General features: G+C 60.6%; 5 protein-coding genes. 2 read left to right on the top strand and 3 right to left on the bottom strand.

Going from position 1 to position 15,806, the window contains the following annotated elements; translation table 11 throughout:
• Positions 1-19 precede the first annotated feature (19 nt).
• Positions 20-2,641 (top strand): TonB-dependent receptor, encoded by a 2,622-nt coding sequence (locus ACYU7Q_RS21510; RefSeq protein WP_460611513.1) that lies wholly within the window; start codon positions 20-22, stop codon positions 2,639-2,641.
• A 182-nt stretch (positions 2,642-2,823) separates the two neighbouring features.
• Here ACYU7Q_RS21510 and ACYU7Q_RS21505 read toward each other — a convergent pair whose 3' ends face one another.
• The 3 genes from ACYU7Q_RS21505 to nuoK form a co-directional block, all read right to left on the bottom strand.
• Complete coding sequence (locus tag ACYU7Q_RS21505; protein ID WP_460611512.1) at positions 2,824-4,362, bottom strand: OmpA family protein; 1,539 nt, start codon at positions 4,360-4,362, stop codon at positions 2,824-2,826.
• A 369-nt stretch (positions 4,363-4,731) separates the two neighbouring features.
• Complete coding sequence (gene nuoL / locus ACYU7Q_RS21500) at positions 4,732-6,684, bottom strand: NADH-quinone oxidoreductase subunit L (protein ID WP_460611511.1); 1,953 nt, start codon at positions 6,682-6,684, stop codon at positions 4,732-4,734.
• 94 nt (positions 6,685-6,778) lie between these two features.
• Positions 6,779-7,123: an NADH-quinone oxidoreductase subunit NuoK gene (gene nuoK / locus ACYU7Q_RS21495; RefSeq protein ID WP_190922755.1), complete on the bottom strand. Its 345-nt coding sequence runs from the start codon at positions 7,121-7,123 to the stop codon at positions 6,779-6,781.
• 544 nt (positions 7,124-7,667) lie between these two features.
• Between nuoK and ACYU7Q_RS21490 the strand changes: the two genes are divergently transcribed.
• Entirely contained in the window at positions 7,668-15,680 is an 8,013-nt protein-coding gene (locus tag ACYU7Q_RS21490) for a beta strand repeat-containing protein (RefSeq protein ID WP_460611510.1), read from the top strand.
• Positions 15,681-15,806: the final 126 nt, after the last annotated feature.

Raw genomic sequence — 15,806 nt, 5'->3', positions numbered from 1 at the left:
GGATATAACGCCCGCTTTAATGGCTTCATTCCTACTCAACCGCGCCTTTCCGGCGCTGCTTGCTGCCGCTTTGCTGCCAGCCCTCGCCGCCCGCAGCCAGAGCATAATCCCGGCCGATACAACCCGCCGAAAAGTCGATTTGGAAGAAGTCGTGGTATCCGCTTCCAAAGTTGAGGAGAGCTTTTTGCAGTCGCCGGTGACGGTGGAAAAGCTGAATGCCCGGGCGCTGCGGCTCACGCCCGCGCCGTCGTTTTTTGATGCTATTGAGCACCTCAAGGGCGTGCAGGTGATTACGCCCAGCCTGGCTTTCAAGGTGATAAACGCCCGGGGCTTCACCAATACCACCAACGTGCGCTTCGCCCAGCTCGTGGATGGCGTGGACAACCAAGCCCCGCACATCGGCGGGCCAATTGGGAATGTATTGGGACCTAATGATTTGGACATCAATTCGGTGGAAATCGTACCCGGCACGGCTGCCGCCCTCTACGGGCTGAACGCCATCAACGGGCTGGCCAATTTTCGGACGAGAAACCCGTTCGATTCCCAGGGGCTGAGCGTGCAGCAGAAGGTGGGCGTCAACCACGTCGGTGATGCCAATACCGGGGCTAAAATCTTCTCCGAAACCAGCCTGCGCTACGCCAAAGTGCTGAGTCCGAAGCTGGCCTTCAAGGTGAACGGCACCTACCTGCGCGGCTACGACTGGGTGGCCAACGACCAGACCGACATCAACCCCAATGGCAACGCCAACACCGGCCTGCTGGGAGCCGAAAACCCGGCCCGCGACCCCGTGAACAGCTACGGCAACGAGTCGTCGGACCGCAGCACGCTGAGCCTGGGCGGCAAAAACTACCAGGTGGCCCGCACCGGCTACGCCGAGCAAGATGTGGTGGACTACCACCTGCGCGCCCTAAAGGGCGATGCCGCGCTGCACTACCGCTTCCGGCCCGGTACCGAGCTGGCCTACACCTACCGCGTGGCCAGCTTCGACAACGTGTACCAGCGCTCGAACCGCTTCCAGCTGCAGAATTACCTGCTGCAGCAGCACGCCCTGAGCCTGACCACGCCCGTGGTGCAAACCCGCGCCTACTTCACCCAGGAAAACACCGGCCAGAGCTACAACCTGCGCTCCGCTGCCGAGAACATTGACCGCGGCTACAAGCCCGACGCCACCTGGAATCGCGACTACACTGCCGCCTGGAACGCCGCCACCCAGGCCGGCCAAACCGTGGCCCAGGCCCACGCCGCAGCCCGCGCCGCCGCCGATGCCGGCCGCCCCATGCCCGGCACGCCGGCCTTCCAAAACAGCCTTAGCACCGTGCAGGGCATCAATAACTGGGACGTGGGCGCGGCCCTGCGCGTGCGCGCCGACCTGCTCCACGCCGAGGGCCAGGTGAACATTGCTGAGGCCCTGCGCCGCGCCGGTCGCCGCCTACCCGCCGCCCTGGACGTGCTGGCCGGGGCCGACCACCGCACCTACATCGTGGTGCCCGACGGCACCTATTTCATCAACCCCGAAAAGGGCAAAGACCCGCTCGGCGACAACTTAACCTACTCCAAAACCGGCGGCTTCGTGCAGGCCGGGGCACGGCTGCTGAACGAGAAAATTCGCCTCACAGCCACGCTGCGGGCCGATAAGAACGATTACTTCGACCTGAAACTCAACCCGCGCTTTACGGCCGTGTACTCGCCCGGGCAGCAGGCCAACTTCCGGGTGAGCTACCAGAGCGGCTACCGGTTTCCGAGCCTGTTTGAAGGATTCTCGAACGTGAACAGCGGGCAGGTGAAGCGCATCGGTGGGCTGCGGGTCATGTCGGACGGCGTATTTGAGAACAGCTATCTGCGCACCAGCATTGATGCTTTTGGGGCCGCCAACACGGCCTACATCAATGCCAACACGCCCGCCAACGCCACGGCCGCCCAGAAGCAGGCCATTCAAAACCAGGCCATTGCCCAGAACAAGGGCCTGCTGGTGAAAAACCCCTACACCTACCTCAAGCCCGAGCACATCAACTCGCTGGAGGTGGGCTACAAGGCCGCGCTGCTGCCCAAAGGCCGCCTGCTGGTCGATGTGGATTTCTACTACAACACCTACCGCGACTTCATTGCCCAGGTGGAGGCCTACGTACCCAAAACGCTGAATCCGGACTCCACAGCCATCTACCTCAACGCCAAAAGCACCCAAAACCGTTACCGCCTCTGGACCAACGCGCAGAGCAAAGTATATAATTACGGCGGCTCGCTGGGCCTGCGCTACGAGTTGCCCAGCGGCTACCTCGCGGGTGCCAACACCACCTACACCCGCCTCGACCGCACTGAAAACGGCGACGGCCTCGAAGACGGATTCAACACGCCGCGCTGGGCCTACAACCTAAGCCTGGGTAACGAAAACGCTTATAAAAACGTCGGATTCGGTCTTAACTACCGCTGGCAGCAGGGCTATTATTCCCAGACATTCCTAGTCAACGGAACCGTAGCCGCCTACCATACTCTCGATGCCCAGCTCAGCTACACTGTGCCCGCACCTAACCTGCGCTTCAAGCTGGGGGCCAGCAACGTGCTCAACCATTACTACGTGTCCTACCTCGGCGGGCCAAGCGTGGGCGGACTGTATTATTTATCGGTGACGTATTCGGCACTATAGAGTGTAGGCTGCGAGGCTTGCCCCAACATTATTTCCGGCCAACTGCTATTTCAAACTACCCATAAACAGTTGTTTATACCCGGTTTGGAATCTAGGCTATTCTCCGTCGCAAGCCACAAAAAAAGCCCGCTCTCATCGAGCGGGCCTTTCTTCATTCATCAGCTACTGGAGCTGAGCCTTGATTACTTCTTGCGCTTGGCCGGGGCCTTTTTGGCAGGAGCTTTCTTAGCGGGAGCCTTCTTTACCGGGGCGGCTTTCACCGGCTCGGGGACGATGGTCGGGGCCGGACCATACTTCACTTCCGAGGCGTTGGGGTCGCCGGTGAGGTAAAGGTCGAACTCAACGCGACGGTTCAGGGCTTGGCCTTTGGCCGTGGCATTGTCGGCAATCGGCTTGGTTTCGCCGTAGCCGTGCGACACGATGCGGTCGGCGGGCACCGCCTGGCTCAGCATGTAGGTGCGGGCCGAAGCAGCACGGTCATCCGAAAGTTTCAGGTTGTAATTGTCGGCGCCTTTGCTATCGGTGTGGCCCGAAATGGCCAGCGTATAGTCGGGGTACTCTGCCATGATGGTGGCGAGGTCCTTCAGCGTGGGGTACGAGCTGGGGAGCAGCACGGCCTTGTTGAATTCGAAGTTGATGTACTTCGTGGCCTCTTGCAGACGCTTCTTGGTTTCGGCTTTCACCTCGGGGCAGCCTTTGTTGCTGGCCGGGCCGGGGCGGTCGGGGCAGCGGTCCTGGTAATCCGGAACACCGTCGCCGTCTTTGTCAAGCGGGCAGCCATTGGCGTCAACCTGCACACCAGCCGGGGTGCCGGGGCACTTATCGTTCTGGTCAATCACGCCGTCGTTGTCGGCGTCGGGGCAGCCTTTCAGCTCGGGCTTGCCGGGGGTGTCGGGGCAAGCGTCGTCGGCATCGGTCACGCCGTCGCCGTCACGGTCGGGGCAGCCTTGCAGCGCAGCTACGCCTTTCACGTCGGGGCACTTGTCCTGGTAATCGGGCACGCCGTCGCCGTCTTTGTCGAGCGGGCAGCCATTGGGGTCAACTGCTACGCCAGCCGGGGTGCCGGGGCATTTGTCCTTCTTGTCCGACACGCCGTCTTTGTCTTCATCCTTCATCTTGCCCAAAGCCACCGTCAGACCGAGCGAATGCACCAAGAATCGGTCATAAAGCTTATCGGCCGGGTTAACCGGGCCGTACAAGTTGTCCGAACGTTCGGTGAAAGGGTAGTGCTGGCTGGTAGTCAAATCCAACGCTACAGCGTCGCTAAGGCGGAACCGCAGGCCAGCCAAGCCGAACACTTCAGGGCGCCGAATCTGGTTTACGCCGAAGCCGCGCCCGTTATTCTGCCCCGACGTGTTGGCCAAGAACATGCCGCCTCCGCCCATCAGGTAAGGCTGAATGAATGCGTCTTCCTTAAGTATTTTGCCGTTGTTGAGCTTTAGCTTCAGGCCCAGGTCCACCATGCCATTGCGCAGTTCGAAGTTGTTCCCGGGTACGTCGCTCGAAAAGCGGTAGGTTTCGTAGTTACCCAGCAAGGCCACGTCAAACGAAGGCGAGAGGTAGCGCGTGATGTGTCCGCCGCCGCCCACCCGGAATTCCTTGGGGTAGCCAATGTCCCAGAAATCAGTACCCATATTACCGCGATACTGTTCTATGCTAACATTGATGCCAATGGCCGTTTTGCGGTCGGCAGTTTGGGCCTGAGCACGCGGAGCGGCCATGCCAAGCACGACTGCTCCCAGGGCGAGGCCACGTAGGAGATTAGGTTTTGAGACCATAAGTTTTAGGTGTGTGGGATAGATGCGATATCCGCCGCGAGCCAGTCGGCCCATCATTGCATTGGATGTGCTGCTATACCCTTTCCAGCTAAAAAAGTTGTTCTCTCAGCGCTTAAGAATTTAGCCATCAAAATACGATAACGCTATGATTCAAGTAGTTGTAAAAGCAAATATTTGACTTTATTGCGCTATAGTTGGACTCATTCGTTTAGTGGCAATAGTTTAAAATGGCCAGCCAACAGGTTTTCGCATGAAAAAAGCCGCCTGTTTTCACAAGCGGCTTTCCCAATTATTACCCGGAAAATTCAGGCCTTAAAACCGGCCGATATTCAACCCCAGAATTAGCACGATGCCGATAACCATCAGTATCAGGTAGGTTTCTACGGCCCCGGTCTGCACGTAGCGCAGCAGCTGGCCACCGCCATTCACCGCGCGCCCAAAAACACCCACCACAGGGTTGATAACGCCGTTTTCCACGAACTTATACAGGCCCGACGACAGTGCCATGATGGGCCGCGTGAACACGTTGTTGTACAGCTCGTCGATGTAGTATTTGTGGTACACCAGGCTTTCGGGAGCCGAGCGGTGAGCCTCGTCTTCGGCCGGGCGCTGAGCACGGGCCACGTACATCACATAGGCCAGAACGATGCCCAGCAAGCCGGCGGCCACCGAGGCAATCATGAGCATCAGCTCCGTGTGCTCATCGGGCTTGGCCGAGAAAACCTCGGGCAGAATACGCTGCGAGTAAGTGAAAATCGGGGCCAGATACTCGGCCAGGTAGTGGTGCCCGCCGGTGAACATGGGCGCGCCCATGAAACCGCCTACGGCCGCCAGAATGGCCAGCACGATGAGCGGAAACGTCATCGAAGCAGGTGACTCGTGCAGGTGATGCTTCTGCTCCTCGGTGCCCCGAAATTCGCCAAAGAAAGCCAGGAACAGCAGGCGGAACATGTAGAATGCCGTTAGGAAAGCCGTGAGCAAGCCCATGGCCCACAGCACTTTGTTGTGCTCAAAGGCGTGCGCCAGGATTTCATCTTTGGAGAAAAAGCCCGAGAACGGTGGAATGCCCGAAATGGCCAGGCAGCCGATGAGGAAGGTCAGGAACGTGATGGGCAGCGCCTTGCGCAGGCCGCCCATGCGGCGCAGGTCCTGCTCGTTGCTCATGGCGTGAATCACGGAGCCGGCCCCGAGGAACATCAGCGCCTTGAAGAAAGCGTGGGTGAGGACGTGAAACAGGGCCGTGGAATAGCCCATCACCCCCAGCGCCAGGAACATATAGCCCAGCTGCGACACCGTGGAGTAAGCCAGTACCTTCTTGATATCGTTCTGGGCCAGGCCAATGGTGGCGGCAAACAGGGCCGTAGCGGCACCCACAATAGCCACTACTTGCAGCGTATCGGGCGAGAGCGTGAACAGCACGTTGGCGCGCAGCACCATGTAGATGCCGGCCGTTACCATCGTCGCGGCGTGGATGAGGGCCGAAACCGGCGTAGGGCCAGCCATGGCGTCGGGCAGCCAGGTGTAGAGCGGCAGCTGGGCCGACTTACCCATCGCGCCCACAAACAGCAGCAGCGTGATGGCCGTGCAGATGCCCACGCCATAGGTTCCGAACTGGCCGAGGCTGGCCTTCTGGAACACTTCGGCGTACTGCACCGAGTTGAAAGTAAGGTAAATCAGGAAGATGCCAAGCAGGAAGCCCAGGTCGCCGATGCGGTTGATGATGAAGGCTTTCTTGGCGGCGTTGTTGTAGTTGGTGTTCTTGTTCCAGAAGCCGATGAGCAGGTAGGAGCACAAACCCACGCCTTCCCAACCGATGAAGAGGATGACGAAGTTGGCCCCCATCACCAGCAGCAGCATGCTGAAAATAAACAGGTTCAGAAAGCTAAAGAACTTGCCCACGTTTTCGTCGTGGTGCATGTAGCCGATGCTGTAGACGTGAATCAGGAAGCCCACGCCCGTCACGAGCAGCAGCATAATCAGGCTGAGTTGGTCAATCTGGTACTGAAAGGGAATCTGGAGCGAGCCCACCGAAATCCAGTCGAACAGCTGCACGGTGTACTGGTACTGAAAATTCAGAAACAGCATCACCGAAATCAGGAACGAACCCAGCACGGTGGCGCTGCCGATGAGGCCGGCCACGGTGCCGGAAAGCTTCTTGTTCAGCAATCCATTCAGCAAAAAGCCCAGGAAGGGCAGCAGCGGAATCAGAACGTAGATGAACGTTGCGTAAGGGGCGTTGGCGCCGGGGAGAACGGTTTCTTGCATGTACGTAGGGGCGGGGCTTGTCCCCGCCCGGCTAGCGGAACGATGAAATCAGGAGAATAACGGCGCGAACGCCGGGCGGGGACAAGCCCCGCCCCTACCACTTCAGCCGGCTCAATAGATTGACGTCGGTGGTCTGGAAGTTGCGGTAAATCATGACGATGATGCCCAGGCCCACCGATACTTCGGCGGCGGCTACGGCCATGATGAAGAACACGAAAATCTGGCCGTTGGGGTCGGCACGGTAGGCCGAAAAGGCCGTCAGCAGGATGTTCACGGCGTTGAGCATCAATTCGACGCACATGAAGATGATGATGGCGTTGCGCCGCACCAACACGCCCGTAACGCCGATGGCAAACAGGGCCGAGGCGAAGAAAACGTAGTACTGAAGCGGAACGGTCCGAATGACTTCGGGGATGGTCTGGGAAACGGTTGGGTCCATACTGGAAGGGCCGGCGAATGGGCAACGTGCAGCCGGCCGGCCGGCAAAGGTACCCGAAAAACCACCAGTCAAAAAATCAGAATGCAACCCCTGAAGCTGCGGGGCTGCACGAAGGGTCGGCTTTGACGCTTACCCAATTCAAAACCAGGGGTACGTGCCGTTCACGCGCCAGTGAACACAATTAAATCGTGTGCCAAACTCGCAAAATACAGTACCCGATTTATTAAAAATATTTGAAATAATACATGTTGTAATTTATAAACAATTCATGTAAAAGTCCAATCCGCAAAATAAAAAAATATCGTCGAAAATTGAATTTATTCATGATGAAGATAACTCCATTAAAGATAATGAAGCCTAGCTTTTGCGAATGACCGAAGTAGCTTTTTCTAACGGATTAATTATGCGAACTTCGTATTGTGTAGAACTATAACCACATTTGCTCGACTCCTACTTATTTTTTTAACTGGCTTATTCACCATTTTTCCTTTTCATGAAATCATTCTTACTTGGATTATTGTCCATATTCTGTAGTACGTTGGCAATGGGTCAGACCTTGTATACGTTCAACGGGGGTGGCACCAGCGGAGATTGGGATGCGACCTACAGTTGGACGACTGACCCCACAGGCTCAACCAGCATCAACGCCCGGGTGCCGGGCAACGGTGACAACGTGGTAATCACCAACAGCTTTGTGCTTTCGGTGAGAAACCCGGTGGCCGCTACCGGCCTGAATGTGACGGTACAGAAGGGTGGCGTGCTTGACCTGACCAACCCTACTACCAACCAGCTGCCCACCTTGGCCAGCTTGGGAGGTCAGGGCACGTTGCGCATCGCGGGGGCCTATTTTCCGGCGGTTGGCACCAACAACTTTGATGATGCCAACACGGGCACCGTCGAATTTTATAACTGGCCGGCCGGCACTGCTACGCTGCCGCAGCCAGCCTCGAACCAATACAACAACCTGCGCCTGCTCAATACGGGCGGCACGGGCAGCGCCTACACGGCGCAGCTTGGCAGCAGCTTGACGCTGACTGGTAACCTGACCCTGACGCGTACCAACTCAGCGGTTTTCCCTGATAGCAAGGTGGGCAACCCTTATGCTACTCCAGCCGCAGCGGCGGCCGGGGCCGGCGTTTCGCTTACGCTGGGAAAAACGGCCGGCACGAATATTACCCTAACGGCCTCGGGCGACCTGAACATCGGCGCCGGCACGTTCCTGGGTGTCACGGCGGTCAATGGTTCGCACGCTATCAACCTGAGCGGCAATTTCATCAACAACGGTACCGTGAACCTGCGCAACGGCACGGCGAACGACAACCAAGTGGCTGCGCTCAAATTTACGGGTGCCACGGATGCCAACTTCGCCTGCAACGGCGACACGGATTTGGACATCATGACGGTTGATAAGGGCATCGACAGCCAGGTGCTGTTAAATGTGACCTCGACCGTAAACGTGCATGGCACGTCTTTCGGCAACCTGCGCTTTTTTCACTTCGCAACCAACGTCAGCTCCGTAGGAGTTCGGCTTCTGGCACTGGTGAATGGCAATGTTAAACTTGGCAACAATATTTACCTGCCCAAAATCCATAACTGGAATGGGGACGAATACAGCCTTGGCTCCACCGCCACCAGCCCTACCCTGTGGCTTGCCGGCGCTACGGTAATTAACGACAATGCTCCTTTGATTGCCGTTTACGGCACTTTCCACATCAGCGGCGGCAGTTTTTCGGGCATCCTCGATGCCGGCATGGTGGTTCGGGAAGACGGGCAGGTAATTGTGGAAGGCGGTACGGTGACGGTCAATAAATTCCGCCCTTCGCGCACCACTCCTTACCACCGCGGCTCGTTCATTATGTCGGGCGGCACCTTTGATTGCACGGGGGTGAACACCACTTCGGTAGATGATAAGTACGCCCGGTTCTCGGTGCCTTACCTGACGCAGAGCTTCCGCATGACGGGCGGCACCATTCGGGTGCAACGCCCCAACGCGGCCAACTCCGGCGCCGATGGCTTATTCCACATTGGCGTGAACCCGAACAACGCCATTGTATCGGGCGGTACGATTGAGCTGGTGCTGCCGAACTCCAACGTGAACGGCAAAGTGCTGACCACGGCCCCGCTGTGGAACCTGACGGTGAAAAAGACTGCCGGGGGCGGTACAAGCAAAGCTCTTCTGGCCAACGTTAACGTAGACCCGCTTTACCAGGCCTACTCCAACCCCACCGCGCAGCCGCTCACGGTCCTCAACGCCCTGACGCTGGACGCGACCACCCCTACGACTTTCGACGCGGCGGGCCTGAACCTGACCGTGCAGGGCACGTTCACTATTGGGGCGGGTTGCACCTACCTGCCGGGTACCAACACCACTATTTTCAGTGGCACGCAGGACAAGCAATTTCTGGCTAACAACGGCACCATCGGGGCCACGGCCGGCGAGGGCACATTCAACAACTGGACCATTGACAAGGCGGCCGGCACCCTGATTCTGAGCGGTACCGTGGCCACCTACAACGTACCGGCCGCCGGCAAGCTGAGCCTGCTGCAAGGCGTACTGGACGACGGCGGCAAGACCGTGCGGGTGTATGGCGACATGGTTAACTCGGCTTCGCACACCAGCGGGGGCGGTTCGGGCAGCATCGTGCTGTCGGGCGCGGCGCTGCAAACCCTGAGCGGCGACGGCACGGGCGTATTCGGCAACCTGAAGCTGAACAGCACCATGGCCGCCGGCGCGGTGGCTGCCCAACTCACGGCCAGCATGAGCATTTCGAACCAGCTCACGCTCCAAAGCAACCACATCCTGGCCATCGGGGCCTACCGGCTGTCGCTGACCAGCGTTAATGCGGCTGCGATAACGGCCCCCAGCAACACCTTCTCCGACACGCGCTTTATTCAAACAGCAGGTAACCAGAGTGACCTGGGCCTGCAACGGACTTATGGCGGCACCAATACCTTCCTGTTCCCAGTAGGCACGGGCACCAAGTACACGCCCGCCAGCATTTCCCTCTCCTCGGCCACGGCCCTGGGCAAGTACGGCCAGGTGAGCGTGAGCCCGACTAACATGCGCAACCCCTTCATGACCGGCAGCAACAACGGCCTGAAGTACTACTGGAAAGTGCGCAGTGTGAACTTTGGTACGATTCCGGCCAACTCGATTTCGGCCACCTTCACGATGAAGACGGCCGACGCAGCCAACACCACGGCCGGCAGCACGGCGGGCTACATCCCCGGCTTTTACACAGCCAGCACGGTAAAGTGGAAAAGCTTCAACGACACGAACCTGGTTCCATCCACCACGCCCACATCGGATATCAGCTTCCCTACGCTGAGCGCATTTGATGGCGAATACACGGCCGGCGTAGCAGCGACAGCTTTCGGCGCGGTGACGGCTTACTACTCGCGTGCTACCGGTAACTGGGAAACCCCGGCCACCTGGAGCACCGACCAGACGCTGAAATTCACGGGCGCGGCCGCCAGCGCCAAGCCTGGTGCCAGCAACCCGGTGTTCATCGGTTCGGCGGCCGGTGGCCTGAACCACTACATCACCGTAACGGCCAACGGCGCTACGGCCGGCTCGCTGGTGATTGAAAACGGCTCGACGCTGGATGTAAAAGAAACCACGGGCCACAACTTTGGGGCCCTGCCCGATGCCAAGGTGAACGGCGCGGGCCTGTTGCGCGTGAGCTCAAGTGGCGCGGTTCCCACCTTCCCCGGCGGGGACTTCGGCTCCTTCCTGCTGCCGGGCGGCGGCACGGTGGAGTATTACACCAACGGCAGCCAGAACTTTACGCTGCCCACGGCTTCGGGCTCGCTCTCGCTGGTGTCTTACCGCAACCTGATGCTGAGCCCGGCAGCGGGCCGCACCATTACACTGCCCGATGTGAACCTGCGAGTGTACGAAAACATGTTCACGGGCACCTCGACTGGCACCACCGGCATTGTTTCCCTCAACGGAGCCAGCGCCCGCACCCTGCAGGTGGACAGCTTGCTGAACGTGCAGTATGGCACGTTGCGGTTCGCCAACGGCACGGCTCAAACCCTGGTGTTCAACAAAAACGTGCAGGTTGATGCCAACGCCACCTTCGACATGAGCGGCGCGGGCGCTACCGTGACCACCAACGCCGTGACCGTGGCCGGCACCATTACGAACAACGGCAAGCTGGATTTCAACGCCACGAGCAAAGCCTCGCTGACCTTCACCGGCACCCGCAACACGAACCTGACCGGCACCAACGCCACCGCGCCGGCCGGCACCAACCTTTATACCCTGACGGTGAACAAGGGCACCAGCCGCACCCCTACCCTGACCGTGGACGTAGCCAGCCCCCTGACGACGCCCACCAACAACTGGCTTACCCTAACCAACGGCACCCTGAGCTTTGAGAAAGCCGGCGGCACGCTTAACGTCCACGATGCCGATACGCCATTTGTGCTCACCGACAACGCCGGCCTGACCGTGAACAACGCCACGGCTACCGTGAACGTGGCCACCGGCAACGGCTCGGTGACGGACAACACGACCCCCGCCAACAACACCAGCGCTACTTCTGACCTGAAGCTGGCCGGCGAGCTGCGCGCCCTGCAAGGCACGCTGAACGTGGGCACCACCACCGGCCTGGGCAACGACATTGAATACGCCGCGGCCGGCGCGCCCACGATTCGGGTAACGGGCGGCACGCTGAACGTGAACGGCCAGATTCGCCGCAACGTGACCAACCTCGACGGCTCGCTCCGCTACGAGCAGACCGGCGGCACGGTGGACATTGCCGGCAGCCGGGCCAATGTGTACCAGAGCAACGAGCGCGGCTTGTTTGAAGTGCAGGGCCCCAAGAGCATGTTCCGCATGAGCGGCGGCGACCTGAAACTGCGCCGCTCGAACCAGAAGCCCCTCATCACCACGGCCGACCTGTACCTGGCTCCGGACTCGACGGTGGTAACCGGCGGCACGGTGCACCTGGGCAACACGGCCGCGGGCGTGGGCAACGTGAAAATCAGCGTGAACTCGGCCGTATCTATTTACGACCTGGTGGTGGAAAGCGGCGCCGATGCCAGCAACACCAACACCGGTTTCCTGACGGGCACCAACCAGCTAAGCCTGAAAGGCTCGCTCACCATTGGCAATGTCAACTCCTTCTTCAACGCCAACGGCATTGGGCTGAACATCGACCAGAACCTCATCAACAACAACACGCTGGCCAACGCAACCCTGAACACGGGCGGCTTCCAGCCTTTCACCACCACCCAGACCACGACCTTCACCGGCAAAGGCCCAACTCCTTTGCAACTGCTGACCAGCGCGGCGGGCAACCTCACCGTGTTTGGCAGCCTGGTGGTAAACAACGCCCAGACCAACGGCACTCTGCAGCTGGGCGGCAACGCCCAGGTAGCCGGTACCCTCACCCTGACCAAGGGCACCCTGGCCGACAACGGCAAAACCATCACGGTGCTGGGCGATGTGCTGAACTCGGCCATCCACACCAGCACCGGGGCCGGTAGCCTGACCCTGGGCGGCAGTGCCAACCAGAACGTGGGCGGCAGCGGCCTGGGCAAATTCGGCAACCTGACCCTCAACAACACCGCCGGGGCCACCACCACGGCCAACCAGGAAATCACCAATGTGCTCACGCTGACCACCGGCGTGCTATCCATCGGCTCGAACCTGCTGTGGCTGAGCAACCCGGCTTCCAGCGCCATTGCGGGCACGTTTGACAATACCCACTGCATTCGCACCAACGGCATTGTGGCCGACCTGGGCGTGCGCAAGAGCTTCCCCGCCGGGGCCAGCGCCATCTTCACCTTCCCGGTGGGCGCAGCCGTGGTGACCAAGTACACGCCCGTGCAGCTGACCGTAACGGGCAGCTCGTCGGCCGGTACCGTCACGGTGCAGCCCATCGACCTGGCCCACCCCTCCACCACCGACCCGGCCGCTAAGGAGTTGAGCTACTACTGGAAAGTGAGCAGCACGGGCCTGACCTCGCCCACCGTGACGCAGGTGTTTACCTACTACGACAACAGCGTCGGCAACGACGTGAACGGCACCGAGGCCAACTACAAGCTGGGCCGCTTCCTGAACGGGGCCTGGATTCCGGTGGGCGGCATCACGACCAGCGTGGTGAACCCGGGAGCCAATACGCTCACCAACACGGACGCGGGCTACATCGACGGCGACTACACCGGCGGCGAGACGTCGGAATTCGGCACGGTGCCCACGTTCTACAGCCGAAACTCGACGGCCGGTGCGGGCGGGGCCAGCTGGACCGACCCCCTGGCCTGGACCATCAACCCGGACGGCTCGAACCCCACCGTGGTACCCACGACTACTCCTACCCTGGCTAACCCGGTGGTCATTCTCCCCGGCCACCTCATCACCACCACCACGGCTGGCCGTGGGGCGGCTACGCTGAAGCTGGACGGCACCCTTGACCTGGGCGCCAACCTCGCCAACAACTTCAACACGGTGGGCGGCACGGGCACGCTGCGCATTGGCTCGGCCATCTTCCCGGCCGGCAACTACGCCAACTTCGTGGCGGCCAATACCGGCACCGTTGAGTTTACGCAAGCCGTGCAGCTGCCGGCCCGCGATACCTACAACAACCTGACCCTCTCGGGTGTGGATGCCGTGAACACCACGCGCCTCACCAACCTCGACCTGACCATCAACGGGGCGCTGAGCATCGCGGCCAATACCGTGGTCGACAACCTCACCAGCCAGAACATCACCCTGACTTCGGCCACTAGCGGCGCCACCATCAACGGCACGCTGAACCTGAACGACGGCAAGCTGGCCACCGGCGCGGCTGTTGTGACCGGCAGCAGCAGCACCGTGACGCTGGGCGCGAGCCCGGTGGTCATTGGCACGTCGCTCACCAACAGCGGCACCATCAACCAGGGCAACGGCCTTGTGACGGTGAACGCCTCGCTCACCAACTCGGGTACTTATAACGCCAAGGCGGGCACGGGCGGCATCACCGTGGGCACGGCCTTCAGCAACAGCGGCACCTACACGGGCGGCACCGGCAACCTGAACGTGGCCACCACCCTCACCAACACCAGCACGGGCCGCTTCCGGGCCGGCAGCGGCGAGGTGAACGCGGGCACCAATTTTGTGAACACCGGCGCTTACACTGCCACCACCAACAACCTGGTGCACGTGAACGGCGACTTCAGCAACCTGACCACCGGCAGCTTCGACGCTGCCAACTCGAACGTCATCCTGCGCGGCAACTTCAATAACACCGGTACGTTCACGGCGGGCAACAGCCTGGTACAGTTCCTCACCGATGTGAACCGCCTGCTCACCGGCACCACGTATTTCTGGAACCTGCAGAAGTTCGGGGCCAGCTCGCTGACCTTGGGCCCGAACACCGATGTGCACGTGGCCAACCTGATGACCATCCAGAACAGCATCGTGTACACCGGCTCGGCCAACACCAACATCCTGTACCTCGACAATGCGGCCATCCAGCCGATTGTGGGCAACACGCTGACTTCATACGTATCAGGCCGCCTGGCCATTGCCCTGCCCAACGATGTGGGCGGCATCCGCGTGTTCCCGGTGGGCGCCGGCCAGCGCTACCGCCCCGTCACCATCAAGCAGACGGGCACGGGCTCGGCCGACCCGGTGGTGCTGGTGGAAGTCATCAACGGCAAGCCGGCGGGCAGTGTGGACCCCTCGCTCTCGAACCTGTCGGCCAACCGCTACTACCGCATTCAGCTGCTGAGCGGGGCCATCGACCAGCCCACGGTGCAGCTCAGCTTCAACACCGATGTGAAGGACGAAGACGTGAACGTGCCCGGCAACCTGCGCGTGGCCTACGCGGCCGGCCCGATTACCTCGTCGACCATGTGGTCGTCGGCCGGCGGCTCGGGCGTGTTCTCGCCCGATGCCCCCAAGGGCTACACTACCTCCGGCCAGTTCAGCACCACCATTGACGGCACGTCGTTCTTCGCCCTCGGCTCGACCAACGCGGTGGATAACCCCCTCACCGGTACCGCGCCGCTGCCAGTGGAACTGGTGCAGTTCTCGGCGGTGCGCCAGGGCTCGAACGTGCAGGTGGCTTGGGCTACGGCTTCGGAGAAGAACAGCGACTACTTCGCGGTGGAACGCTCGGCTAATGGCCAGTTCTTCGCCGAAATCGCACGGGTGGACGGCCACGGCAGCACCACGGCCCGCCACGACTATGGCACGCTCGACACGGCCCCGCTGCCCGGACTGAGCTACTACCGCCTGCGCCAAGTGGACCTGAACGGCAAGTTTGCCTACTCGCCCGTGGCCACTGTGCGTTTCGATGGCAAAGCGGCGGCCCCGGCTCTGCTGGCTTACCCCAACCCGTCCACGGGCACCGGCTTCCAGCTGGCGGCCCTCAACCTGGGCGGCACGGGCGGCACGGTGCGCCTGCTCGATGGCGTGGGCCGGGTGGTGCTCACCCAGGCGGTAGCCATTGGCTCGGCCGAGGTCACTATCCAGCCCACTCAGGCGCTGGCCCGGGGCCTCTACATCGCCACCTGGACCACGCCGGAAGGCCTGAAGCTGACCACCAAAGTAGCCGTGGAATAACCCCCGCCGCTATTCGATAAAAGCCCCGGCTGCACTTGCGGCCGGGGCTTTTTTGTGGGGCTTCGGTGCGCGAGCGGTGCGGCTCAAAGCATGGCAAACATGCGCAACACGGCACAGGCAGCGATT

The organism is Hymenobacter terrigena (assembly GCF_054776515.1).
The sequence above is the reverse complement of the archived record's forward strand: the minus strand, read 5'-3'. Positions and strand labels throughout refer to the sequence as shown.

Bases quoted from the DNA above. Each gene is read 5' to 3' on its own strand.
- ACYU7Q_RS21505 (WP_460611512.1), bottom strand. From the start codon at position 4,362: ATGGCCGCTCCGCGTGCTCAGGCCCAAACTGCCGACCGCAAAACGGCC.
- ACYU7Q_RS21490 (WP_460611510.1), top strand. From the start codon at position 7,668: ATGGGTCAGACCTTGTATACGTTCAACGGGGGTGGCACCAGCGGAGAT.
- ACYU7Q_RS21510 (WP_460611513.1), top strand. From the start codon at position 20: ATGGCTTCATTCCTACTCAACCGCGCCTTTCCGGCGCTGCTTGCTGCC.
- nuoK (WP_190922755.1), bottom strand. From the start codon at position 7,123: ATGGACCCAACCGTTTCCCAGACCATCCCCGAAGTCATTCGGACCGTT.
- nuoL (WP_460611511.1), bottom strand. From the start codon at position 6,684: ATGCAAGAAACCGTTCTCCCCGGCGCCAACGCCCCTTACGCAACGTTC.